The following is a 22521-nucleotide window of genomic DNA, read 5'->3' as shown; positions in this document are numbered from 1 at the left end:
CCGACGGCGAGCGCATCTTCGCCGCCCTCCCGCCCGCCCACGGCCGCGGCTTCGCCGAGACCTGGTGGGGCCGCATCTGGCTGAAGGCGCTGGAGGAGACCGCGCTGGACAACCAGCAGCTCAAGCAGGGGCGGAAGTACGCGCGTCAGGGTGCCGTCGGCGCCGTGTCGGTGCGCCCCGGCCGGATCACGGCGCTGGTGCGCGACCGCGACGGCACCCCGTACCGCGCAGACGTGCTGCTCCAGCGCCTCGACGCGGAGAGCTGGGACCGCCTGCTGGACGTGGTCTCCGGCGAGGCCGGCCATCTGGCCGCCCTGCTCGACCGCGACATGCCGCCCCGGCTGGTCGAGGACGCGGCGGGCGCCGGGGTCGAACTCCTGCCGGGCATCGGCGACCTGGACCCCGAGTGCGGCTGCGAGGCGTGGGACCACTGCCTGCACACCGCCGCCCTCTGCTACCAGATGGCGCGGCTGCTGGACCAGGACCCGTTCGTCCTGCTGCTCCTGCGCGGACGCGGCGAGCGGGCGGTGCTGGACGAGTTGCAGGTACGCAGTGCCGCGCGCGGTGCCCGCGAGTCGCCGCGCGGCGACGGCGGGCAGCCACCGGGCACGGCCGGCCCGGCGGGGCCGCCGGGGACCGACGCGGGCGAGGCCTACGCGCTGGGCGTGGTGCTGCCGCCGCTTCCGGCCGCGCCGGCGCCGGTGGCGATGGCTGGTGACGGCCCGATCCTGGACGGCGGCACCGCTCCGCCGGACGGACTCGACGTCGGGGCACTGGAGTTCCTGGTCGCCGCCACCGCGCTGCGGGCACAGCGCGACCTCGCCGACGCGCTCGCCCCCGGCCACGGCGACAGCCCGCCCCCGGCGCCGCTGAGCGTGCCGGAGGACGCCGTACGGCTGGCCGCCGCACGGCCCGGCGCACTCATGCGGGCACGGCTGGCGGCAGCCTCCGGCACGGACGGCGGGCGCACCCCGGCCGAACTGGAACCGGCGGTACGCGCCTGGGAGTTCGGCGGCGCGGCGGCGCTGGCCATGCTCGAGGAGGCGTGGTCCCCGGGGCCCGCGGAGCTGGCGCGCGCCGCTGATCAGCTGGCGGCGCTCTGGCCGCAGGAGGAGGGGCCCGGGGAGGGCCGCCCGGTGCTGCGCGCGGACCGCAACCGCTGGACGGTGGCGGGCTCCGGGGCGCAGCTGCGGTACGGCCGGGACGGGCGCTGGTGGCCCTATCGCAAGGAGCGCGGCAGGTGGTGGCCCGCGGGTCCCGCGGAGGCGGACCCGGGGGCGGCGCTCGCGGCGGTGCTCAGCGAGGGCTGAGCACGCCGGGCGCACAGCCGCGAAGCCGCCCCGTACGACTGCCGCGAGGCGGCGGGCGGGGCCGGACGCGTCCGGCCCCGCGTGGCTCAGGCCGCGTTCTCCAGCACGGGGTAGTAGCCGCCGGACTGGCCGGCCGCCGTGGGGTGGTAGGAGTCACCGATCGGCCAGGTGACGCTGTGCAGCCACTCCTTGTCGGAGCAGATCTCGTGGCCGGTGAAGGCGGGCCGTACGTCGCCGTAGTCGAAGCCGTGGTCGGCCGCGCGCTTGGCGGTGACGTCGCTCAGGTCGTTGGCGGCGGAGTTGATGGCCGCCCGCGACTTCTCGCTCAGCCCGAAGACGCAGCTGCCGTTCGCCTCGTACATGCGGGGGTAGCCGAGGACGACGACCTGGGCGGCGGGCGCCCGGTCGCTGATGGCGTTGTAGACCGTGTCCAGCTTGCCGGGAAGGGTGTTGGCGATGTAGGTGCGCGCCTGCTGAATCCGCGTCAGGCACGCGCTCTCGCCCTGGAGTACGCAGACCTGCATGGCGTCGGCGAAGCCCGCGTCGTTGCCGCCGATGCTGATGCTCACCAGCGTCGTACCGGCGTCGAGCGGGCCGAGCTGCTTGGCGAGGACGTCGCCGGTGCGGGCGCCGGAGCAGGCGGTGAAGTCGAAGGAGGCCGGGGAGTTCGCGGCGCTCCACAGCTTCGGGTACGCGTTGGCGCTGCGCTTGCAGTCACCGCTGCCGGAGTCGTAGTTGCCGGCGCCGACTCCCGAGGAGTAGGAGTCGCCCAGCGCCACGTAGGAGGCAGCCGCCTCCGCGGGTGCGGCGGAGGCGGCCGGGGAGGTGAGGGTGGTCAGTCCGAGGAAGAGGGACACGGCGGTGGCCGTACCCGCCCATCTGCGCAGCTTCATGGAGCCTCTCATGGTGGGGGTGCATGGAGAACTACTTGCCTTACTGAGTAGTAGCAGCACCGCGCCGGTGAGTGAAGTCCCATGCGGAGCATTTCGTTCGGCGTCATCGCTGATTCACCGTCAGTCGGCCCTGGGGACAGGGTTTCCCGCAGGCGACGGACCGGACGAGCGCCGGGTGGTCGCGCTGACGGATGGTCAGGTGAGGCTCTTGTAGAGCTTCTTGCCCTCGCCCGCGGTGAGGCTGCAGGTGACCGTACGCATGCCGAGCCGGACGCCGGACGCCTTGGGGTACTGCACGAGCGTGCCGCCGACCTCGGCGTTGCCGCTGCCCGCGTCCCTCATCGGGGTCTTGCACAGGCTGTCTGCGGCCTTGCGGACCTCGGTGTCGGTGTCGTACTCCTCCGTCAGCTTCTCCTGGTGCACGACCTCGGCGTCGTGGGCGGCCGAGCACTCGGCGGGCTCGCCCTGGCCCTGCTTGTCCGAGGGGATGTCGAAGCAGTCGCCCACCTCCATCTGGTAGGCGGGGCGGGGCCCGTCGGAGGGGGTGGGCATGATCGACTCGAAGTCGGGACTCTCCTCCTCCGTGGGGTAGTCGTCCGTCGGGTAGTCCTCCGGCTCCTCACTGGGGTAGTCCTCGGGCTCCTGGTCGTCGGTCTCGGCGGGCTCGGGGCTGGTGGCGCTCGCGGAGGGGCTGGGCGAGCCGCCCGCGGAGGGGTCCTCGTCGTCCCCGCCACCGAGCACGAGCACCGCCCCGGCTATCAGCGCGACCGCCACCACCGCGGCGGCCACGATGGCGATCACCGTGCGGCGGCTGCCACCGCCGCCGGGTGGCGGAGCGGGCGGCCAGCCACCGGAACCGGGCGGACCGAAGCCGCCCGCGCCGGGCGGCCCGAACCCGCCGGGGCCGCCCGGACCCCCTGGGCCGCCGCCGGGGCCGACGGGGCCGCCCGGATACCCGGCGGAACCCGAGGCCCAGGGGGTTCCCGGGGCTCCGGGGGTTCCGCCACCGCCGGATGGCGGGTAGGGGAGGAACTGAGGCTGACCGGACGGCTGGTCCTGCGGCTGGCCCGGCGACTGGGCAGGCGGCGGTGGCGTCGACATGTGACCACTCTGTCATGCCGCATTCACCGACAGCGATGGGGTATCCGCCTGCCGCAGCTCGCCCCGAACCGAGGAGTCTCAATGACGAAGTCAAGCCGTCTGCGTGACCGGTGGGGCGGGGGTGAAGACCCGGTTGTCGCGCAGGAGTGCCCACAGGGTGTTGGTTCGTCGGCGGGCCAGGGCGATGACGGCCTGGACGTGTTTGCAGCCCTCGCCGCGCTTCTTGAGGTAGAAGTCGCGGTTGGGCCCTTCGCGGATGATGCTGGTCTGTGCGGACATGTAGAAGACCCGGCGCAGGCGGCGGCTGTAGCGCTTGGGCCGGTGCAGGTTGCCCGTCCGCCGGCCGCCGTACCGGTCCCGGAAAGCCGTTCGTCCTGTGCGAGTACGCGCACGCCATGGGCAACGGGCCGGGCGGACTGGCCGAGTACCAGCGGCTGTTCGAGGCGTACGAGCGGTGCCAGGGCGGTTTCGTGTGGGAGTGGAACGACCACGGCCTGCTCCGGCACACCGCGCAGGGGCAGCCCTACTTCGCCTACGGCGGCGACTTCGGCGAGGAGGTGCACGACGGCAACTTCGTCTGCGACGGGCTGATCTTCCCCGACCGCACCCCTTCCCCCGGCCTGGTCGAGTACAAGAAGGTGATCGAGCCCGTCCGCATCACCGGGGACGCCGGCGCGGGCACCCTGGAGGTGGCCAACCTCTACGACTTCGCCGACCTCGGGCAGCTGGCGCTCGAGTGGTCCTACGAGGTGGCGGGCGAGGTGCTGGCCACCGGCACGCTGCCGCTGCCCCCGGTGCCACCGGGCGGCTCGGCCGAACTGGCGCTGCCGGCGCCTCCGCCGGCCGCGGCGGAGCGCCCCGGGGAGACGCTGTGGACCCTGCGGGCGGTGCTGGCCGCGGACACGGCGTGGGCGCCGCGCGGGCACCCGGTGGCGTGGGCACAGCTGGCGGCACCGTCCGCCGCGGCGCCGTCGGCCTCCGCCCCGGAGTCCGGTCCGGAGCCCCGGGGGGCGGCGCCGCGCCGCGCCGGGTCGCGCATCACCCTGGGTGCCGCCGTCTTCGAGGCCGCGACCGGTGCGCTGACCCGGCTGGGCGAGGTGCCCGGGCGGGGCCTGCGCCTGGACGTGTGGCGGGCTCCCACCGACAACGACGAGGGAGCTCCCTGGGTGCCGGGCAGCGGTCCGGCAGCCGCCTGGCGCGCGCTGGGCCTGCACCGGATGCGGCACCGGGTGGACGCCGTGGAGACCGGCGGCGGCGCGCTGACCGTGCGCGCCCGGATCGCCCCCGCCGCGAGCGACCTGGCCCTGCGTACGGTCTACCGCTGGACGGCCGCCGCCGGGGGGGGGAGGAGGAGGAGCACTGCGGCTGACCGTCGAGGTGCTCCCGGAGGGCGAGTGGGACTGCCCGCTGCCCCGGCTGGGCGTACGGCTCGCGCTGCCCGAGGCCTACGACCGCGTGCGCTGGTTCGGCGGCGGCCCGGGCGAGGCTTACCCGGACAGCCGCACCGCCTCCCTCGTCGGGCGCTGGGAGAGCGGGGTCGACGCGATGCAGACGCCCTACGTGCGTCCGCAGGAGAACGGCGCCCGTGCCGGCGTGCGGTGGGCCGCACTGCACGACGGCACCGGTGCCGGGCTGCGGATCGATGCCGGGACGGCGCCCTTCTGGCTCACCGCCCGGCGCTGGACCAGTGAAGCGCTCGACGCCGCCACGCACACCCCCGATCTGGTGCCTGACGGCAGCGTGCACGTCAATCTGGACCACGCGCAGCACGGCATCGGTTCCGCGTCCTGCGGGCCGGGGGTCCTGCCGCAGCACCGGCTGGCGGCCGGCCCGGCCCGCTTCTCCCTCACCCTCTCCGCCCTGGGGGCCGCCCCGGACGGAGAAGCCCTCACTCCCCCGTGACGCCGCCCTTGACCCCGACGCCGCCGTAGCCGACGTACTGGCGCAGTTCCGCGCCCTGCGGGACCGGGCCGTCCGGGCGCCACAACGGCACCTGGACCAGGCCCGGCTCCAGCAGGTCGAAGCCCTCGAAGAGCGGCAGGATCTCGTCGTAGCCGCGCAGCGTCAGCGTGGCGGTGGCCTTCTTGTACACATCGCTGGCCGCGCCGAGGTCGCCGCCCTCGGGCTTGAAGTCGCCGGTGACGTGGCTGAGGATGAGGCAACTGCCCGCCGGGAGGCGCTCGGTGAGGGTGGCGACGATGCCGGCCGGGTCCTCCTCGTCCCGTACGAAGTGCAGGACGGCCATGAGCATGAGCGCGACGGGCTGGTCGAAGTCGATCAGCTCCTGCATGGTCGGATGCTCGATGATGGCCTTGGGCTCGCGGACATCGGCGAGTACGAAGCCCGCGTCGCCCTCGTTGGTCAGCTTGGCACCGGCGTAGGTGGCGACGATCGGGTCGTTGTCCACGTAGGCCACCCGCACCCGGTCGGAGATCTCGCGGGCGACCTCGTGGGTGTTGGGCGAGGTGGGGATGCCGGTGCCGATGTCGATGATCTGCCGGATGCCCCGCCGCACCACGGTGCGCACGGCGCGGTGCATCATCGCGCGGTTGCCGCGGGCGACGACCTGGATCTCGGGGGAGAGTTCCAGCACGCGCTCGGCGGCTTCGCGGTCCACCTCGTAGTTGTCCCGGCCCCCCAGGTAGTAGTCATACATACGCGCCGGGTGTGCCTTGCTGGTGTCGATCTGCTCGGGGGTGAAGCCCGCCTCGGACACGTCGTTCTCCGTTCGTGGTATCCGGTCGTGATACCGGTTCTGTGGTGCCGGGTGACTGCGGCCGGGGCCGGTGGCACCAGGTCGTGCGGTGACGCGCCGTGCGGTGACGCGCCACACCGGGGCCGAGGGGCCGGGTCAGGCGAGCAGGAAGTCCGCCTCGCCGGCCTTCGCGCCCCGGATGAAGTTCTCGATCTCGTGGTGGGGGTAGATGAGGGCGGGGCCCTCGGGGTCCTCCGACTGCCGCAGCGCCACCCGCCCGTCCTGGAGCCTCAGCGCCTCCACGCAGCTGCCGCCGTTGCCGCCGCTCCACGGCTTGCGCCAGCCCTCGCGGCCCAGTTCCCCCGCGGGCATGCCGCTGTAGATGCGATCCATGGCTCAGATCTCCTTGCGCAGTGCGTTGAGGAGCGCCGCGGTCCGGTTCAGCGGTGCGGCCTGGCCGCACATCCGGTCCAGGGCCTCCAGGAACGCCGATACGTCGTCGCGCTGGTCGTAGTACGCGGCGCCGACCAGGCTCTCCGTACAGGCGACATCGGGAAGCTCCTCCACCGGGAAGCGGAAGAGATGGAAGGGGCCGTACATCGCCGGGTGCGAACCGGCGCTGAACGGCATGACCTGGAGGTTGACGTACGGCAGCTCGCTGGCCTTGATCAGATGGTCCATCTGCTCGGCCATCACCTCCCGGCCCCCGATGGGCCGGCGGAGCACGGTCTCGTCGATGACGACCCACAGCAGCGGGGGCTGCGAGCGCCCCAGCACCGCCTGCCGCTCCATCCGCAGCGCGATCTGCCGCTCGATCTCCTCCTCGGCCGCGTGCGGCATCCCGGCGCGCAGCACGGCACGGGCGTACGCGGGCGTCTGGAGCAGCCCGGGCACGTAGTGCGGTTCGTAGGCGCGGATGAGCTCGGACTCGCTCTCCAGGCTCACGAAGGCGCTGAACCACTCGGGCAGCACGTCGCGGTAGCGGTGCCACCAGCCGGGCTGGTTCGCCTCGCGCGCCAGGGAGACGAATCCCTCGATCTCCTCCGGCTCGGTGACGCCATAGGTCCGCAGCAGCTTCTCGACATACGGAATCCGGAGTCCGACTTCGGCCTTCTCCATCCTGCGGACAGTGGCGTGCGTCACATCGAGGGCGCGGCCGGCGTCTTCGTACGAGAGGCCCGACTTCTCCCTCAATTGCTGCAATCGTCTGCCCAGAACCACCCGCAGGACAGTGGGGGCACCGCCGCCCGAACGCAAGTCCGCCACTATCGACCGCCTCCAACTGCCTTCATGAGTAGGCAGTTTGACACGAACGGAGGGCGACGCGACAGGCAGCTCCGAGCAGTTCTGCAATTTGCAGCCTGTTCCTTGCCATCCGCCATCGACGGGCCCATAGTGGACCGGTGGCTTCTCCCCGCGAGACTCTCCCCCAGGAGGCTCCCCCCAGCGAGTACCGCGTAGGCAGTACTGTCACGCGGCCTCTCAGGGACGCGTTTCACCTGCCCGCGCTCGACACCTCCGTCGCGGAGGCGCGTCGGCGCGTCCTGGAGCGCCTGCGGGAGTGGGGCGTGGGCGAGGACTCCTGCGGCGACGCACAGCTGCTGGTCTCCGAGCTGTTCACCAACGCCGTCCGGCACACGGACAGCGAGAAGGTCAGCTGCGAGCTGTGGGTCATCGGCGTGCGGCTGCGCCTGGAGGTCACCGACGAGGGCGGCGGCCGTCCGCTGCGCCCGTACACGCGCACGGTGGAGACGGTGGACGCCGACGGCGAGAACGGTCGCGGCCTGCTGCTGGTCAGCGTGCTCGCCGACGAGTGGGGCGTCCGCCCCGACGAACGGGCGCAGGGGCACGCGGTCTGGGCGGAACTGCCCTGCGTGCGCACCCTGCACTGAGCCGCGCGACCCCCGGGCAGCCGCGCGCAGCACCCCGAGCGGGACGGCGGCCCGCTGCTACGCTGCGGCCGTAGCAAGCGGTTGCACCGGCCCGTCCTCGCCCTATCGCCCCGGGGGTTCTGATGTCGGAAATGCCTGAAGTGTCCACGCCGAACCCGCTGCCGGACTCTCCGCCCGGCCCCGCGCCGGACCCCGTCGGCCCGCTCGACACCTCGCAGCCGCCGCTCGCGCTCTTCGCCATGGACCCCGTCCACCTCCCCCGCCTCTTCCCCGCCCCGGTGCGGGCCCGGCTGGACGCCTGCCTGCGGGCGCCGTACGCGGCGGCCCCGGTGCCGGGCGCGGCGGGCGGGGCCGCCCTCGCCGAGGTGCAGGTCCTCATCACCGGCTGGGGCTGCGCGCCGCTGACCGAGGCGGTACTGGGCGGCATGCCGCGGCTGCGCGCCGTACTGCACGCGGCGGGAAGCGTGAAGGGGCACGTCACCGACGCCTGCTGGGACCGCGGCCTGCTGGTCTCCTCCGCCGCCGCGGCCAACGCGGTGCCCGTCGCGGAGTTCACGCTGGGCGCGGTGCTGCTGGCGGGCAAGGACGTCTTCCGGATGCGGGAGCGGTACGCCGCCGCGCACCGGCTGCCGGGGGCGGCGGAGACCGCCTCGTCGGGAAACTACGGGCGCCGGGTCGGGATCATCGGTGCGTCCCGGATCGGGCGGCGCCTGCTCACCCTGCTGGCCCCCTTCGACCTCGACACGGCCGTGTACGACCCGCATCTGCCCGCGGCGGAGGCCGCCGCGCTCGGCGTCCGGCCGCTGCCGCTGGACGAGCTGGTGGCCACCAGCGACGTGCTGACCGTGCACGCACCCGACCTGCCCGCGACCCGGCACCTGCTGGACGCCCGGCGGCTGGCCCTGATGCCGGCGGGCGCGACCTTGATCAACACCGCCCGCGGCGCGCTGGTGGACACCGAAGCGCTCACCGCCGAACTGGTGACGGGCCGCATCTCGGCGGTGCTGGACGTCACCGATCCCGAGCCGCTGCCGCCCGCCTCACCGCTGTACGGACTGCCCAACGTACTGCTGACCCCGCACGTCGCGGGCGCGCTCGGCAACGAGCTGGAGCGCCTCGGCGCCTGCGTGGCGGACGAGGCGGAGGCCCTGTGCGCCGGGGCTCCGCTGCGCCACCCGGTGACCCGCGCGGATCTGGGGCGCAGTGCCTGAGCGGGCCGCGGGGCACCGGCGGCGCACGCCGCGTGGTGTTATCCGGTCGCAACATGCGCGGCAGCGACAAGGCGCGCGGCCGGTGGCAGGATTCAGCGAAACTTACCGATCTTGTCGCCCCGCCAGCCGAGGCCACCCCTCTGGAGGCACTGTGTCATCCCAGCCGTCACGTAGGTCCCTCCCTCTTCTCGCGGCCGTCGCGTCCGTCGGACTGCTCGCCGTCACCGCCTGCTCCAGCACCGAGGCCACGGGCGACGGTTCCACGATCGAACTGGTCAAGGACGGCAAGCTCACCACCTGCACCCACCTGCCCTACTCTCCGTTCCAGATGAAGAAGGGCGGCAAGGTGGTCGGCTTCGACGTCGACGTGGTCGACCTCGTCGCCAAGGAGCTGAAGGTCAAGCAGGAGATCGTGGACACCCCCTTCGAGGGCATCCAGACCGGCGAGGACCTCAACGCCAGCAAGTGCGACGTGGCCGCCGCGGGCATGACAATCACCGAGACCCGCGACAAGAGCCTCGACTTCACCGCCCCCTACTTCGAGGCGACCCAGGCACTGATGGTCAAGAAGGGCAAGGGATTCAAGTCCCTGGCCGACCTCAAGGGCAAGAAGCTGGGCGTCCAGCAGGCCACCACGGGCGCCGAGTACGCCAAGAAGCAGGGCGACGGGGTCGAGATCGTTCAGTTCGAGGACCTCGCGCTGCTGCTGACCGCCGTCAAGACCGGCCAGGTGGACGCGGGTATCAACGACAACGGCGTGCTCTACGACTACGTCAAGAAGAACCCCGACACCGAGGTGACCGCCGAGTTCGACACCGGCGAGCAGTACGGCATCGGCGTCCGCACCGGCAACGACGCGCTGCGCAAGAAGATCAACACCGTACTCAAGAAGGCCAAGTCGGACGGCAGCTACGACAAGATCTACAAGAAGTGGTTCGGCAAGGCACCCGAGGAGTCCGCCAAGTGAAGCGCCGCCTCCCGAGGCGCCAGCGGATTCGGCTGATCCGCACGGCGCAGTACGGCGTGCTCGCCCTGGTGGTCCTCGTGGTCGCGCTGGCCGCGGACTGGGGCGAGATCCAGCGGGCCTTCTTCGACGTCGAGGTCGCCAAGGACCAGTTCCCCGACATCGTCTCCACCGCGCTGGTCAACACCCTCATCTACACCGTGCTCGGCTTCGCGTTCGGCCTCACCCTGGGGCTGCTGCTGGCGCTGATGCGGCTCTCGCAGGTGCCGCCGTACCGCTGGCTGGCGATCGCCTACATCGAGTTCTTCCGCGGCGTACCCGCCCTGCTCGTCTTCATCGCGCTGGGCTTCGGCGTCCCGCTGGCCTTCCAGGTGGCCATCAACCAGTACGTCACGGTGATGCTCGCGCTCGGCCTGGTCGGCGCCGCCTACATCGCGGAGACCATCCGCGCCGGTATCCAGGCAGTGCCCAGGGGGCAGATGGAGGCGGCCCGTTCGCTCGGGATGTCCCAGCCGCGCGCGATGATCTCCATCGTCATCCCGCAGGCGTTCCGCATCGTGCTGCCGCCGCTGACCAACGAGCTGATCCTGCTGACCAAGGACTCCTCGCTGGTGTACCTGCTGGGCCTGTCGCTGGGCCAGTACGAACTGGCCAAGTTCGGCCGGGACGCGATGAACCAGGACCCCACACTGACCCCCATCCTGATCGCCGGGCTGCTGTACCTGGTGATCACCCTCCCGCTGGGCCATCTGGTCCGCCGGCTGGAGGCCCGTACGGCGAAGGCCAGGTGACAGAGGCGATGGCACCTTCCGTGGAGAAGACGGACGGCCAACCGTCCGAATCCGGCGAGCCCGGCCCGTCCGGCGACGCGATCCGGCTGGAGCGGCTGCACAAGTCCTTCGGCGAACTCGAGGTCCTCAAGGGCATCGACCTGAGTGTGGCGCGCGGCGAGGTCGTCTGCGTGATCGGCCCGTCCGGGTCGGGCAAGTCGACCCTGCTGCGCTGCGTGAACCTGCTGGAGGAGCCGACGTCGGGCACGGTGACCGTGGCCGGGACGGAGGTGACCGACCCGGACGTGGACATCGACGAGGTGCGGCGCCGGATCGGCATGGTCTTCCAGGCGTTCAACCTCTTCCCGCACCTGACCGTGCTGGAGAACCTCACCATCGCGCAGCGGCGGGTGCTGGGCCGCGACCGGGAGCTGGCCGAGCGCACCGCCCGGCACAACCTGGAGCGGGTGGGTCTGACCGACAAGGAGAGCGCCTATCCGCTGAAGCTCTCCGGCGGCCAGCAGCAGCGGGTGGCCATCGCACGGGCGCTCTCCATGGAGCCGGAGCTGATGCTCTTCGACGAGCCGACCTCCGCGCTCGACCCCGAGCTGGTCGGCGACGTGCTCGCGGTGATGCGGAAGCTGGCCAAGGAGGGGATGACGATGCTGGTCGTCACCCATGAGATGAGTTTCGCCCGTGAGGTCGCCGATCGGGTGGTGTTCATGGACGAGGGCGCGATCGTGGAGCAGGGGGTGCCGGAGCGCGTGGTCGGCGACCCGCAGCACCCGCGCACCCGCTCCTTCCTGGCCCGGGTGCTCGACCCGGCGGCGGCGCAGCTGCCGGAGTGACCAGCACGGCCGGTGGGGCGGTGGGAGCGGTCTCCCGCCGCCCCACCGCCGCGCGCGGGTCCGGGCGGACGCCCGGAGAGCCCCCTGCGAGCGGTGTGCGGGGACCGCCGGTACCGCGGGGCCGGACGGAGTGAGCGAGAGGTCCCCACCGGCCCGCAGGGCCGAGGGGGCGCGAGCGCGGTGCGCCAGGACGCCCCGCTCCCGGGCCATCCGCCCACGAGCCGGTGTGCGGGCGCGCTCCGCTGCGACGGGACGGCTCTCAGCCGCGTGCGGCCAGCAGGTGGTCCATCGCCAGCTGGTCCAGGCGCTCGAAGGCCATCCCCCGCACGGCCGCCGCGTCCGGGTCGAAGTCCTCGTACGCGCTGCGGTCCGCGAGCAGTCCGGCGGGCGTCTCCCCCTCCTCCAGCGTGGGGCGGGCGAGGTCGTCCAGCCGGGCGGCGCGCAGCGCCTCCACCACCTCCGGGTCGGACCGGAAGGCCGCGGCGCGCTCCTTGAGGATCAGGTAGTTGCGCATGCACCCGGCCGCGGACGCCCACACGCCGTCCGGGCCCTCGGTGCGCGGCGGCTTGAAGTCGAAGTGGCGCGGCCCCTGGTAGCCGGAGCGCTCCAGCAGGTCCACCAGCCAGAAGGCGGCCCGCAGGTCTCCGGCGCCGAAGCGCAGGTCCTGGTCGTACTTGACGCCGGTCTGGCCGTTCAGGTCGATGTGGAAGAGCTTGTCCGCCCACAGGGCCTGTGCCACTCCGTGCGCGACGTTGAGCCCGGCCATCTGCTCGTGGCCGACCTCGGGGTTGACGCCGAACAGCTCCGAGCGCTCCAGCTCGCCGATGAAGGCGAGGGCGTGCCCGACGGTGGGCAGCAGGAGGTCACCGCGCGGCTCGTTCGGCTTCGGCTCGAGGGCGAAACGCAGGTCGTAGCCCTGCTCGGTGACGTAGGCGGCGAGCAGGTCGAACGCCTCCTTCATCCGGTCCAGCGCGGCGGGCACGTCCTTGGCGGCGCCCGACTCGGCGCCCTCGCGCCCGCCCCAGGCGACGTAGGTGCGGGCGCCGAGTGCGGCGGCCAGGTCGAGGTTGCGCATGGTCTTGCGCAGGGCGAACCGGCGTACGTCGCGGTCGTTCGCCGTGAAGCCGCCGTCCTTGAACACCGGGTGCGTGAAGAGGTTGGTGGTGGCCATCGGCACCACCAGGCCCGCCTCGTCCAGGGCCTTGCGGAAGCGGGTGACGTGGCCTTCGCGCTCCGCGTCGCCGCTGGCGAAGGGGATCAGGTCGTCGTCGTGGAAGGTCACGCCCCAGGCGCCCAGCTCCGCGAGGCGGGCGACGGACTCGACGGGGTCGAGCGGGGCACGGCTCGCTTCGCCGAAGGGGTCGCGGCCTTCCCAGCCGACGGTCCACAGACCGAAACTGAACCTGTCCTGGGGTGTCGGCCGATAGTTCATCCTCCGCGCCTTCCTGTCCGGTTTGCCGCGTGGCGCCGCCTGCGTTCGTCATCACCGTTGACAAATTAGTATGCGGGCAGCATCCGCCGGAAGGAAGAGGGCGTGAGGACCAGTGGCCGCACCCGAGGGACCGCTCGTCGTAGGGATCGACAGCTCGACCCAGTCCGTCAAGGCCCTGGTGGTGGACAGCGCCACGGGCCTTATCGTCGCGCGGGGGCAGGAGGCGCACACGGTGAGCGCCGGAGCGGGGCGCGAGTCCGACCCGGAGCAGTGGTGGGCCGCCCTGCTCACCGCGCTCGGCCGCTGCGGTGAACCGGTGCGCCGGGCCGCCGCGGTCTCGGTGGCCGGGCAGCAGCACGGACTGGTCACCCTGGGGGCGGACGGACACCCCGTCCGCCCCGCCCTGCTGTGGAACGACGTGCGCTCGGCGCCGCAGCGCGACCGCCTGGTCGCGGCGCTGGGCGGGCCACGGTGGTGGGCCGACCGCCTGGGCAGCGTGCCCGCCCCCGCCTTCACCGTCACCAAGTGGGCCTGGCTGCGCGAGCACGAGCCGGAGGCCGCCGCGGCCACCCGCGCCGTACGGCTGCCGCACGACTACCTCACCGGGCGGCTCACCGGCCAGGGCCCGGAGGGCGCCGGCAGCACCGACCGGGGTGATGCCTCCGGCACCGGCTGGTGGGCGGCGCGTACCGGCACCTACGAGGAGGCGGTGCTCGAACACGTCGGCCTCCCCGCCGCCCTGCTCCCCCGGGTGCTCGGCCCCGGCGAGGCGGCGGGGACCGTGTCGGAGGGGCTGCCGCTGCCCGCCGGGACCCTCGTCGCCGCCGGGACGGGCGACAACATGGCGGCAGCCCTCGGCCTCGGCCTGCGCCCCGGCACCCCCGTGCTGAGCCTGGGCACCTCGGGCACCGTCTACGCCCTCACCTCCCGGCGCCCGGCGGACCCCACCGGCACGGTCGCCGGGTTCGCCGCCGCGGGCGAGGGCTGGCTGCCGCTGGCCTGCACCCTGAACTGCACCCTCGCCGTGGACCGGGTGGCCGCGCTGCTCGGGCTGGACCGGGAGGCGGTGGAGCCGGGCGGCGAGGCCACGATGCTGCCCTTCCTCGACGGCGAACGGACCCCCGATCTGCCGTACGCGTCCGGGCTGTTGTACGGGCTGCGCCACGACACGAGCCGGGGTCAGATCCTCCAGGCCGCCTACGACGGCGCGGTCTTCGCGCTGCTGCGCGCCCTGACACAGGTGCTGGGCTGGGCGGATCGGGCAACCGGGCCGGAGGGGTCAGGCGAGCCGGATCGCGGTGGCCGTGCGGCCCGGGAGGACGCCGCGGACGCGCCGCTGCTGCTGATCGGCGGCGGCGCCCAGGGCACCGCCTGGCGGGAGACCGTACGGCGCCTCTCGGGCCGGCCGGTCCAGGTGCCGCGAGCGCGCGAGCTGGTCGCGCTGGGCGCCGCGGCACAGGCGGCGGGTCTGCTGCTGGGCGAGGACGCGGCGGCGGTGGCCCGGCGCTGGGCGACGGCGGCGGGACCGGTCCACGAGGCGGTGCCGCGCGACGAGTCCGCGCTCACCCGGCTGGAGGGCTCGCTCACCCGAGCGGATACGCTGCTGCGCTGACGGCCTCTCCCACGACGGGCAGCGGCGTCGCGGTGTCCGGGACGCGAAGCCCCGGACACCGCTCCCTCCCCCACGGACAATCGAGGGCGTCGAGGGTGAGGCCGTCACGCCGCCGAACCCCCGCAGACCCGCAGTCCCCCGCGCCGCTGGAGTACCGACATGGCAGCCCCCGTGCCCAACTCGCAGCAGGAGATGCGCCGCCGCAACCTCTCGCGCGTCCTGCACACCGTCGCGCGCGAGGCCCCGGTCTCCCGCGCGACGGTCTCGGCACACATCGGGCTCACCCGGGCGTCCGTCTCCACGCTCGTCGACGAGCTGCTGCGCGCGCGGCTGCTGGTCGAGCTGGGGCCGGGCCGCTCCGGCGGCGTGGGACGCCCCGGCACCCACCTGGCGGTCACCGACCGGGGCCCGTGCGGCCTGGGCGGCGAGATCGGCGTGGACCGGCTCGCGGTGTGCGCGGTGGACCTGCGCGGCACGGTGCGCGCGCGCAGGAGCGTGCCGATGGCGAACCGCGACAGCGAACCGGCCGCCGTGCTGGCCCGCTTGGGCGAGCTGGTGGCCGAGGTGGTGCGGGAGGCGGGCGAGGCGGGGCTGCGCCCGGCGGGACTCGCGCTCGCCGCGCCCGGCCTGGTCGCCCGCGGCACCACCACCGTGGTGCGGGCACCGAACCTCGGCTGGCGGGACACCGACGTCGCCCCGCTGCTGCCGCTGCCGCGCGGGCTGCCGCTCACGGTGGACAACGAGGCCAACTTCGGTGCGCTGGCCGAACTCCGGCTCGGCGGGAACCGTGTCGTCCCGCGCGACTTCCTCCATGTCTCCGCCCAGATCGGCATCGGCGGAGCCGTCGTGCTGGGCGGCGAACTCCTGCGCGGCGCACGGGGGTTCGCGGGCGAACTGGGCCATGTCCCGGTGCGTCCCGGGGGCCCCGGCTGCCCCTGCGGCGGGCACGGCTGCCTGGAGCTGTACGCGGGCGAGGAGGCCGTACTGCGGGCCGCGGGCCTGCCCTACCGGGGCACCGGCAGCCGTACGGCGCTGCTGACGGAACGGGCCGAGGGGGGCGACGCCGCCACCCTGCGGGCCCTGGGCGCGGCGGGTACGGCCCTGGGCATCGCGCTGGCGGGGGCGGTCAACCTGCTGGACCCGCTGGCGGTGGTGCTGGGCGGTTCGCTGGCTCGGCTCGCTCCCTGGCTGCAGCCGCCGCTGGAGCGGGAGTTGGCGGCGCGCACCGCCGCGCCCGACGCGGTGCCGGAGCTGCTCGTCGCCCGCGCCGGAGACGAGGGCCCGCTGCTGGGCGCGGCGCACTCCACCGTACGGGCCGTACTGGCCGACCCGCTCCGGTACGGGGCGGGGAGCGCGCACGCAGACACCGCGGCTCCGGCCCGCCCACGCGGCTGAGCGGCGCCTTTGGTCGGCCCAATGGCGGGGCGGCGCGAGGCTTGGCACCGCCGCGCGGGCGGGTCACCATGACAAGCGGGGCTTGTCATGCACTTGTCTCTTGCTGGCCCCTTCCCACCCCTTCCCCCACACCGGGAGCCGCGATGGACCCCGCACGACACGGCCGCAGCCACCGCCCCGCCCGCCGGGACCTGCTGCGCGGCGGCGCCGTACTCGGCCTCGCCGCCACCACGGCGGCCCTGCCCGGTGCGGGCGCAGCGGCACAGGGCCGCCGGCGGCGGGCGAAGGTCCGCCCCGGCGCCGAGTGGATACCGGCCGACCCGGCCAACTACACGGCGAGCAGCAGGCCTTCGTCGTACCCCGTGCAGCTGGTCGTCATCCACGTCACCCAGGAGACGTACGCGGACACCGTGGACATCTTCCAGAATCCGGCGCGCGCCGTCTCCGCGCACTACCTCGTACGCTCCCGCGACGGCCATCTGGCACAGCTGGTCGAGGACCGCAACATCGCCTGGCACGCCGGGAACTGGAACTACAACACGCGCAGCATCGGCATCGAGCACGAGGGCTGGATCGACGAACCGAAGTGGTTCACCGACGCGATGTACGCCTCCTCCGCCGCGCTGACCGCCGCGATCTGCGCGGAGCACGGCATCCTGGTCAACCGCACGAACATCATCGGGCACCACGAGGTGCCCGGCGCCGACCACACCGACCCGGGCCCGCTCTGGGACTGGGACCGCTACCTGCGCCTGGTCCGCGCGGCCGGGCGCAGGTAGCGCCGCGGCCCGCCGGCCGGACGGCGGGCCCGGCCGGCAGAGCCACCTCGCTCAGGAGAAGACGACCGACTTCATCAGCAGCCGGTCGGACGCCTTGCCCCCGGGCCGGAGGGTGTAGTACTCGCCCTGGCAGTGCTCGTCGCGGAAGACCGTCACCGTGGAGCGGGTGGTGTTGTGCGGGCCGAAGGCGTAGAGACCGGGCCGGTACTCGACCTCGGGCAGGTTGATGCACTCCTCGCTCGGCGGGGCGGCGAGGGTGCCCTCCAGCGCGACGTAGTCGCCGTTGGAGTAGTGGTAGACGAAGGTCCCCTCGGCGGCGAAGGAGGAGCCCGGGAGGCTCAGGGCGAGGGCGAGGGCCGCACCGGCGGCGGCGACGGCGTGACGGAGGCGCATGGCAGAGATCTCTCCACGAAGTGGGGCAGAAACGGACAGCGCTCAACCTATATGTCCCGCTGGACGGCAGTACGTTCTTGCGTCGCGTGCCGCACCTGTGTCGCCGCCGGTTCGTCAGCTGCCCGGGAGCGCGAGGCGTTCGGCGAGGCGCCGGTAGGACTCCAGCCGGTCGGCCGGGTCATGGGTGTTGAGCGTCAGCAGCACCTCGTCGGCGCCCGAGTCCGCCACCAGCCGCCCGAGCGCGTCCGCCACCTCGTCCCCGGTGCCGTACAGCTGCGACTGCCGCGCCTCCTCGAAGTAGCCGCGCTCGCGCTCGGACATGTCCGCGGGGCGCACCTCGGCCGCCGGTACCAGCGGCGGGAAGACCCCGCGCGTACGGGAGACCGCCGTCGCCCACGCCTCCGGGACCTGGAGCAGCTCCGCCCGCGCCCGGTCGGCGGCGACCGCGACGCTCGAGGCGACCACCACGTACGGGCTCCGCGCGTGGGCGGAGGGGCGGAATCCCTCGCGGTAGCGGCCGATCGCGGCGTGCATCCGCGCCGTGTCCCGCAGCGCGCCGATGACCAGGGGCAGGCCGTGCGCGGCGGCGATGTCCGCGCCCGCGCCGGTGGCCAGGACGAAGGCGGGCACCCGCAGGCCCCGCGACGGCACCGCGTGCACCCCGGCGTTCGACTCACCGCCCGCCGCGGCGCCGCGCTCACCGGCGGCCTCGCCGGTGTTCTCGCCAGCGGCCTCGCCGGTGTCCTCGAAGTAGCCGAGGAGTTCGGTGAGTTGGGACTCGAACGCGTCGGCCGCCGCCTTGTCCGTACGCAGGGCCCGGCGCACCGCGCCGGTGAAGCCGACCGAGCGGCCGAGCCCCATGTCGATGCGCCCCGGGAAGAGCGAGGCGAGCACGCCGAACTGTTCGGCGACCACCAGCGGTGCGTGGTTGGGCAGCATCACCCCGCCGGTGCCGACCCGGATGCGCGAGGTGGCCTGGGCCACCGCGGCGGCCAGGACGGTCGGGGCGGAGCCCGCCACACCGGGCACGCCGTGGTGCTCGGAGACCCAGAACCGGTGGTAGCCCAGCTCCTCCGCCTGGCGGGCGAACCGCACGGTCGCGCGCAGCGCCTCGGCGGGGTGCCGGCCGGCGCGGGTCAGCGAGCGGTCGAGGACGGAGAAGCGCGTCGGTTCGGGAAGCGCGGGTGCGGCAGCGCCGGCAGCGGTGTCAGCGGCAGGGACGGCGTCGGCGGCGGGGACGGCGGCAGCCGGTTCGGCGGGGAACATGTCCCGCACAACGCGCACGCCCGCACCCCCGATTCCCGCGCCGTTCACCCGCCCGCGCCCTCCTCCAGCAGGCCCGCGTCGTGGGCCAGCAGCGCGATCTGCACCCGGTTGTTCAGCTCCAGCCTGGCGAGGACGCGCGAGACATACGTCTTGACCGTCGGCACGCTCATGTGGAGCGCGCCCGCGATGTCCGCGTTAGAGCCGCCCTGCCCGACGGCGAGCGCGACCTCGCGCTCCCGCTCCCCCAGCGCGTCCAGCGCGGCGCGGGCGCGTGCCCGACGGGTGTCCTGCGCGGAGGCGGCCACGTGCCGGATGAGCCGCCGGGTGACGGCGGGCGAGAGGACCGGCTCGCCGGCAGCGACCTTGCGCACCGCCGCGACGATCTCGGCGGGCGGGGTGTCCTTGAGCAGGAACCCGGCCGCACCGGCACGCAGCGCGCGCAGCACGTGTTCGTCCGCGTCGAAGGTGGTGAGGACGACGACCTCGGGCGCGCCGGGCCGCGCGCGCAGCCGTTCGGTTGCGGTCAGTCCGTCGACCACGGGCATCCGCAGGTCCATCAGCACCACGTCGGGCGCGGTGCTCCCGGCCAACTCCGGCACCTGCGAGCCGTCCCCGCCCTCGCCCACGACCTCGACGTCCGCCAGGCCGCCGAGCATCAGCCGCAGACCGGCGCGTACGAGGGGGTCGTCGTCGACGAGGAGCACACGGATGGCCATGGGGCCACCGTAGTCAGCGGGCGAGGTCCGGCTCGTCACGGGCCTCCGCGGCGGCGGACGGTAGGTCGCGCCGGAGCTTCCAGGGCAGCCTGCCGGTGAGCTGGAACCCGGCGGCGGACGGGCCGTGCTCCAGCTCCCCGCCCGCCAGCTTCGCCCGTTCGGCCAGCCCGATCAGCCCCTGGCCCGCACCTGGCATCGCCGTCCCGGGGGCGCCTGGGTGCGGACCGGGGGCGGCGGCCTGCGGGTTGCGCACTTCCACGGTGAGGCCCTCACCGGGGCCGCCGCGCAGCGTGACGGTGACCGCGGCGCCGGGGGCGTGCTTGCGGGCGTTGGTGAGCCCCTCCTGCACGATGCGGTACGCCGTACGGCCGACCAGCGCCGGTGCCGCCGCGGGCTCGGCCACCCGCCGGCGCAGTTCGACCCGCGCCCCGGTGGCCCGCGCCTCCGCCACGAGCCGCTCCAGGTCGGCCAGGCCGGGCTGCGGTCTGCCGCCGTCCTCGGGGTCGCGCAGCACGCCGAGGATGCCGCGCATGTCCTCCATCGCCTGGTGCGCGCTCTCCCGGATCACCCCGGCGGCCCGCTGGATCTGGGAGCGCGGCGCGTCGGGGTTGAACTCCAGCGCCCCGGCGTGAACGCTCAACAGCGAGAGGCGGTGGGCCAGTACGTCGTGCATCTCCCGGGCGATGTCCTCGCGCACCTGCCTGCGGGCCTCGTCCCCAGCCCGTTCGGCGCGCTCGCGCAGGCTGGCCAGCAACTCGCGGCGGGAGCGCACGTACAGGCCCCAGCCCGTCATCCCGGCGACGAGTGCGAAGTAGGTGAGGGACGAGGTGGTGGCGGGCGAGCGCGGGTCGGGCCCCTCGGCCAGGAAGACCGCGATCGGGCTGAGTCCGAGGGCCGCGACCCAGGCCGTCGTCCGGGGCGGGCGGCGGGTGGCGACGGTGAAGAGGGCGACGAGGGTCGGCCCGGTCATGAAGTGCCCGAACTTGCCCGCGACCAGCAGGACCACCGTCAGCTGCACGGGCCAGCGGCGGCGCAGGAAGAGCGCGGCGCAGCCCGCCGCGGCGGCCGTCTGGTCGAGGAGCCGCGCGGTCTCGGACATGTCCTCGTCGATCGCCACCCCGTCGGAGGTGATCACCGCGAAGACCGCCGAGCCCAGGCAGAGGCCGATGTCAGTGGTCCAGTCGCGAAAGGTACGGCGCATGGTCGGTGAATCTACTTTCCACCCGCCCGGCGTGGTCCACCGCGGGGCGGAATCCGCGACCTTCGGACGACGGGAGGCAGCCGATTCGCGACTTTCGTCGACACCTCCGCTGCCGACGGCCGATGCCCGCGGTGAGTCCGCCTTTCTAGCCTCGTGGCATGAAGAACCTCCTCGGATTCCTGAGCTTCATCCTGATCTCCCAGGGCGTCGGCTCCGTGCTGAACGAACTGACCGGCGGCTGGTTCCACCTGTGGGCCGGTGTCCAGCGTGTCCCCCTGCTGGACGGGCTGGAGATCTACGCGAGCCTGCTGCTCATCGTGCTGGGGACGGCAGTCGGCGCTGCGGCGGGACGCGCCCGGGCCTGACCCCGCAGGCGCCGGACCCCGGCCCCCGGTGGCGCCCGGAAGCACCGGGGGCGAGGACGCAGGACACGGAACGGACACGATAGGGACACGACGGGATATGCCATTGTGGGAGGCGGTCCGGCGCACCGCCGATTTCCTGTTCAGAACCCTCACGCGTCGAAGCCCGGCGCGATACGGTGAATACGCGGCGGCTCTCCACGACCCGTGATGCGGTTCCGGCCGCCGAAGCCCCGCCATGGCGTCCTACCCCCTCGCCCGCGGTTTCGGTTTCCCTCAGGTAACCTCTTGACCGACCGATTGGTCTATGCCAATCCTGTATCCCCACACCACCCCCCGCGTGGCAAATTGCAAGAGCCTCCTTGGAGGGGTTACCCATGCTCAGTCGGTACAGCGCGAGACGTACGAGCCGCGCCCCCAGAACGGCCCGGCGGCTTCTCGCGCTCGCCGTGACGACCGCGCTCGTCGGAGGCTGCGGCGCGTTTTCGGATTCGGGTGACGACACGAAGACGCTCGACGTCTGGCTGATGAAGGGGAGCCTCACCGACACGCTCACGAAATCCTTCGTCAAGGACTTCGAATCCCGTAACCCCGGGGTAGAGGTGGAAATCACCGTCCAGGAGTGGCCGGGGATCAACAAGAAGGTCAGGAAGGCCCTCAAGTCGGGGCACGGGCCGGACGTGATCGAGGCGGGGAACACCCAGCTGGCGGAGTACGTCGAGAGCGGCGGCGTCCGGAACTTCACCACCAACGTCATCGACCTGGACGGCGACAACTGGATTCCCGGGCTCAAGGACTCCGGCCAGATCGACGGGTACCAGTACGGCATCCCCTTCTACGCCGCCAACCGCGTCGTCATCCACCGCACCGACCTCTTCGAGGAGGCGGGGATCACCTCCCCGCCCAAGAACCGCGCGGAGTGGCTGAAGGACAGCGCCGAACTCGACGCGCCCGAGGGCCAGCAGGGCATCTACCTGCCCGGCCAGAACTGGTACGTGCTGGCGGGCTTCGTCTGGGACGAGGGCGGTGACCTGGCCACCGAGCTGAGCGGGCAGTGGGCGGGCTCCCTGGACACCCCCGAGGCGCAGCGCGGCATGGAGTTCTACCAGAAGCTGCACGCCTACGGCGACGCGAGCACCGACTCCGACGAGTCCAAGCCGAACGAGCTGGAGACCTTCGCCAAGGGCGACATCGCGCAGATCATCGCGGTGCCGGGTTCCGCCGAGCTGATCACGGCCGCCAACCCGAAGCTGAAGGGCAAGCTCGGCTTCTTCCCCGTGCCCGGCAAGAAAAGCTCCGAGCCGGGTGCGGTCTTCACCGGCGGGTCGGTGCTGATCATGCCGGAGAAGAGCGACCGGCAGGACGAGGGGTACGAGTTCATCAAGCTGCTCGCCGGCGACACCTGGCAGAAGCGGATGGCCGAGACGATGAGCTACGTGCCCAACAAGACCACGCTCGCCGGCGCCCTGGAGGACGACCCGGGTGCCGCCGCGATGGCCAAGGCCGCGGTGAACGGCCACGCCACCCCGGCGTCCCCGCACTGGGGCAACCTGGAGGCCAAGAACCCCATCAAGGAGTTCCAGACCCAGGTGCTGGAGGGCGCGGACGTCAAGGTGGCCTCCGAAGAGGCCACCCAGAAGATCACCAGGCTGCTCAGCGGCTCCCCCGACTGACGGCGCGT

The 22521-nt window shown here is 73.4% G+C and carries 21 protein-coding genes and 2 pseudogenes; 12 read left to right on the top strand and 11 right to left on the bottom strand.

Translation table 11 applies throughout. The features are described 5' to 3' along the window. Positions 1–14: 14 nt before the first annotated feature. Positions 15–1310 carry an SWF or SNF family helicase gene (locus H299_RS0105510; RefSeq protein ID WP_027747593.1) on the top strand — a complete coding sequence of 432 codons (1296 nt, stop codon included), beginning with the start codon at positions 15–17 and terminating at the stop codon, positions 1308–1310. Between the two features lie 86 nt (positions 1311–1396). On the opposite strand, the gene H299_RS0105505 is transcribed toward H299_RS0105510, so the two are convergent. From H299_RS0105505 to H299_RS0105495, 3 genes and pseudogenes are all read right to left on the bottom strand, one after another. Beyond that, complete coding sequence (locus H299_RS0105505) at positions 1397–2203, bottom strand: SGNH/GDSL hydrolase family protein (RefSeq protein ID WP_027747592.1); 807 nt, start codon at positions 2201–2203, stop codon at positions 1397–1399. A 195-nt stretch (positions 2204–2398) separates the two neighbouring features. Further along, entirely contained in the window at positions 2399–3304 is a 906-nt protein-coding gene (locus tag H299_RS0105500) for a hypothetical protein (RefSeq protein ID WP_486587158.1), read from the bottom strand. Positions 3305–3394: 90 nt separating this feature from the next. Then, positions 3395–3658, bottom strand: a pseudogene (locus tag H299_RS0105495) (IS110 family transposase); the annotation flags it as partial. A gap of 11 nt (positions 3659–3669) precedes the next feature. Between H299_RS0105495 and H299_RS32360 the strand changes: the two are divergent. Next, positions 3670–5206 (top strand): annotated as a pseudogene (locus H299_RS32360) (beta-galactosidase small subunit-related protein); the annotation flags it as partial. Here H299_RS32360 and H299_RS0105480 read toward each other — a convergent pair. The 3 genes from H299_RS0105480 to H299_RS0105470 form a co-directional block, all read right to left on the bottom strand. Beyond that, on the bottom strand, positions 5193–6020 hold the full coding sequence (locus H299_RS0105480) for an SAM-dependent methyltransferase (protein ID WP_027747587.1): 828 nt from the start codon (positions 6018–6020) through the stop codon (positions 5193–5195). The pseudogene H299_RS32360 and the gene H299_RS0105480 overlap by 14 nt on opposite strands. Positions 6021–6155: 135 nt before the next feature. Then, entirely contained in the window at positions 6156–6392 is a 237-nt protein-coding gene (locus H299_RS0105475) for a DUF397 domain-containing protein (RefSeq protein ID WP_027747586.1), read from the bottom strand. Between the two features lie 3 nt (positions 6393–6395). After that, positions 6396–7265 (bottom strand): Scr1 family TA system antitoxin-like transcriptional regulator, encoded by an 870-nt coding sequence (locus tag H299_RS0105470; protein WP_027747585.1) that lies wholly within the window; start codon positions 7263–7265, stop codon positions 6396–6398. 137 nt (positions 7266–7402) lie between these two features. Here H299_RS0105470 and H299_RS0105465 point away from each other — a divergent pair, with 137 nt between their 5' ends. From H299_RS0105465 to H299_RS0105445, 5 genes are all read left to right on the top strand, one after another. Beyond that, positions 7403–7891 (top strand): ATP-binding protein, encoded by a 489-nt coding sequence (locus tag H299_RS0105465; RefSeq protein ID WP_078512474.1) that lies wholly within the window; start codon positions 7403–7405, stop codon positions 7889–7891. Positions 7892–8130: 239 nt separating this feature from the next. Further along, a complete protein-coding gene (locus H299_RS0105460; RefSeq protein ID WP_027747583.1) occupies positions 8131–9102 on the top strand; it encodes a hydroxyacid dehydrogenase in 972 nt (323 codons plus the stop codon). Positions 9103–9253: 151 nt separating this feature from the next. Continuing rightward, complete coding sequence (locus tag H299_RS0105455; protein ID WP_027747582.1) at positions 9254–10069, top strand: transporter substrate-binding domain-containing protein; 816 nt, start codon at positions 9254–9256, stop codon at positions 10067–10069. Then, positions 10066–10857, top strand: a complete 792-nt coding sequence (locus H299_RS0105450; protein WP_037757756.1) for an amino acid ABC transporter permease — start codon at positions 10066–10068, stop codon at positions 10855–10857. The genes H299_RS0105455 and H299_RS0105450 overlap by 4 nt, the downstream gene beginning before the upstream one ends. An 8-nt stretch (positions 10858–10865) precedes the next feature. Continuing rightward, positions 10866–11684: an amino acid ABC transporter ATP-binding protein gene (locus H299_RS0105445; RefSeq protein ID WP_078512472.1), complete on the top strand. Its 819-nt coding sequence runs from the start codon at positions 10866–10868 to the stop codon at positions 11682–11684. 259 nt (positions 11685–11943) lie between these two features. Here the strand turns inward: H299_RS0105445 and xylA are convergent, their stop codons facing one another. Further along, positions 11944–13116, bottom strand: a complete 1173-nt coding sequence (gene xylA / locus H299_RS0105440; RefSeq protein WP_027747579.1) for a xylose isomerase — start codon at positions 13114–13116, stop codon at positions 11944–11946. 112 nt (positions 13117–13228) lie between these two features. Between xylA and H299_RS0105435 the strand changes: the two genes are divergently transcribed. The 3 genes from H299_RS0105435 (at position 13229) to H299_RS0105425 (ending at position 16902) form a co-directional block, all read left to right on the top strand. Further along, a complete protein-coding gene (locus tag H299_RS0105435) occupies positions 13229–14728 on the top strand; it encodes an FGGY family carbohydrate kinase (RefSeq protein ID WP_027747578.1) in 1500 nt (499 codons plus the stop codon). Between the two features lie 159 nt (positions 14729–14887). Continuing rightward, the gene (locus H299_RS32355) at positions 14888–16123 is read left to right on the top strand and encodes an ROK family protein (RefSeq protein ID WP_051262140.1); all 1236 of its coding nucleotides are present in this window, start codon (positions 14888–14890) and stop codon (positions 16121–16123) included. 143 nt (positions 16124–16266) lie between these two features. Further along, positions 16267–16902 (top strand): peptidoglycan recognition protein family protein, encoded by a 636-nt coding sequence (locus tag H299_RS0105425; RefSeq protein ID WP_027747577.1) that lies wholly within the window; start codon positions 16267–16269, stop codon positions 16900–16902. A gap of 51 nt (positions 16903–16953) precedes the next feature. Here H299_RS0105425 and H299_RS0105420 read toward each other — a convergent pair whose 3' ends face one another. From H299_RS0105420 to H299_RS32345, 4 genes are all read right to left on the bottom strand, one after another. Further along, positions 16954–17295 carry a hypothetical protein gene (locus H299_RS0105420; protein ID WP_027747576.1) on the bottom strand — a complete coding sequence of 114 codons (342 nt, stop codon included), beginning with the start codon at positions 17293–17295 and terminating at the stop codon, positions 16954–16956. Between the two features lie 114 nt (positions 17296–17409). Continuing rightward, complete coding sequence (locus H299_RS32350) at positions 17410–18579, bottom strand: MsnO8 family LLM class oxidoreductase (RefSeq protein WP_486587157.1); 1170 nt, start codon at positions 18577–18579, stop codon at positions 17410–17412. Between the two features lie 26 nt (positions 18580–18605). After that, positions 18606–19277 (bottom strand): response regulator transcription factor, encoded by a 672-nt coding sequence (locus H299_RS0105410; RefSeq protein WP_027747575.1) that lies wholly within the window; start codon positions 19275–19277, stop codon positions 18606–18608. Positions 19278–19290: 13 nt separating this feature from the next. After that, positions 19291–20478: a histidine kinase gene (locus H299_RS32345; protein ID WP_037757753.1), complete on the bottom strand. Its 1188-nt coding sequence runs from the start codon at positions 20476–20478 to the stop codon at positions 19291–19293. A gap of 158 nt (positions 20479–20636) precedes the next feature. Between H299_RS32345 and H299_RS0105400 the strand changes: the two genes are divergently transcribed. Together H299_RS0105400 and H299_RS0105395 are read left to right on the top strand one after the other, a co-directional pair. After that, positions 20637–20843 carry a hypothetical protein gene (locus H299_RS0105400; RefSeq protein WP_027747574.1) on the top strand — a complete coding sequence of 69 codons (207 nt, stop codon included), beginning with the start codon at positions 20637–20639 and terminating at the stop codon, positions 20841–20843. Between the two features lie 374 nt (positions 20844–21217). Next, complete coding sequence (locus tag H299_RS0105395) at positions 21218–22513, top strand: extracellular solute-binding protein (protein ID WP_051262139.1); 1296 nt, start codon at positions 21218–21220, stop codon at positions 22511–22513. Positions 22514–22521: the final 8 nt, after the last annotated feature.

The organism is Streptomyces sp. CNH287 (genome assembly GCF_000424825.1).
This window is presented reverse-complemented; position numbering and strand designations above follow the sequence as displayed.

Excerpts from the sequence above, each read along its gene's own strand:
- H299_RS0105505 (WP_027747592.1), bottom strand. The coding sequence starts at position 2,203 with ATGAAGCTGCGCAGATGGGCGGGTACGGCCACCGCCGTGTCCCTCTTC.
- H299_RS0105500 (WP_486587158.1), bottom strand. The coding sequence starts at position 3,304 with ATGTCGACGCCACCGCCGCCTGCCCAGTCGCCGGGCCAGCCGCAGGAC.
- H299_RS0105475 (WP_027747586.1), bottom strand. The coding sequence starts at position 6,392 with ATGGATCGCATCTACAGCGGCATGCCCGCGGGGGAACTGGGCCGCGAG.
- H299_RS0105460 (WP_027747583.1), top strand. The coding sequence starts at position 8,131 with ATGGACCCCGTCCACCTCCCCCGCCTCTTCCCCGCCCCGGTGCGGGCC.
- H299_RS0105445 (WP_078512472.1), top strand. The coding sequence starts at position 10,866 with ATGGCACCTTCCGTGGAGAAGACGGACGGCCAACCGTCCGAATCCGGC.
- xylA (WP_027747579.1), bottom strand. The coding sequence starts at position 13,116 with ATGAACTATCGGCCGACACCCCAGGACAGGTTCAGTTTCGGTCTGTGG.
- H299_RS32355 (WP_051262140.1), top strand. The coding sequence starts at position 14,888 with ATGGCAGCCCCCGTGCCCAACTCGCAGCAGGAGATGCGCCGCCGCAAC.
- H299_RS0105425 (WP_027747577.1), top strand. The coding sequence starts at position 16,267 with ATGGACCCCGCACGACACGGCCGCAGCCACCGCCCCGCCCGCCGGGAC.
- H299_RS0105420 (WP_027747576.1), bottom strand. The coding sequence starts at position 17,295 with ATGCGCCTCCGTCACGCCGTCGCCGCCGCCGGTGCGGCCCTCGCCCTC.
- H299_RS0105410 (WP_027747575.1), bottom strand. The coding sequence starts at position 19,277 with ATGGCCATCCGTGTGCTCCTCGTCGACGACGACCCCCTCGTACGCGCC.
- H299_RS32345 (WP_037757753.1), bottom strand. The coding sequence starts at position 20,478 with ATGCGCCGTACCTTTCGCGACTGGACCACTGACATCGGCCTCTGCCTG.
- H299_RS0105400 (WP_027747574.1), top strand. The coding sequence starts at position 20,637 with ATGAAGAACCTCCTCGGATTCCTGAGCTTCATCCTGATCTCCCAGGGC.
- H299_RS0105395 (WP_051262139.1), top strand. The coding sequence starts at position 21,218 with ATGCTCAGTCGGTACAGCGCGAGACGTACGAGCCGCGCCCCCAGAACG.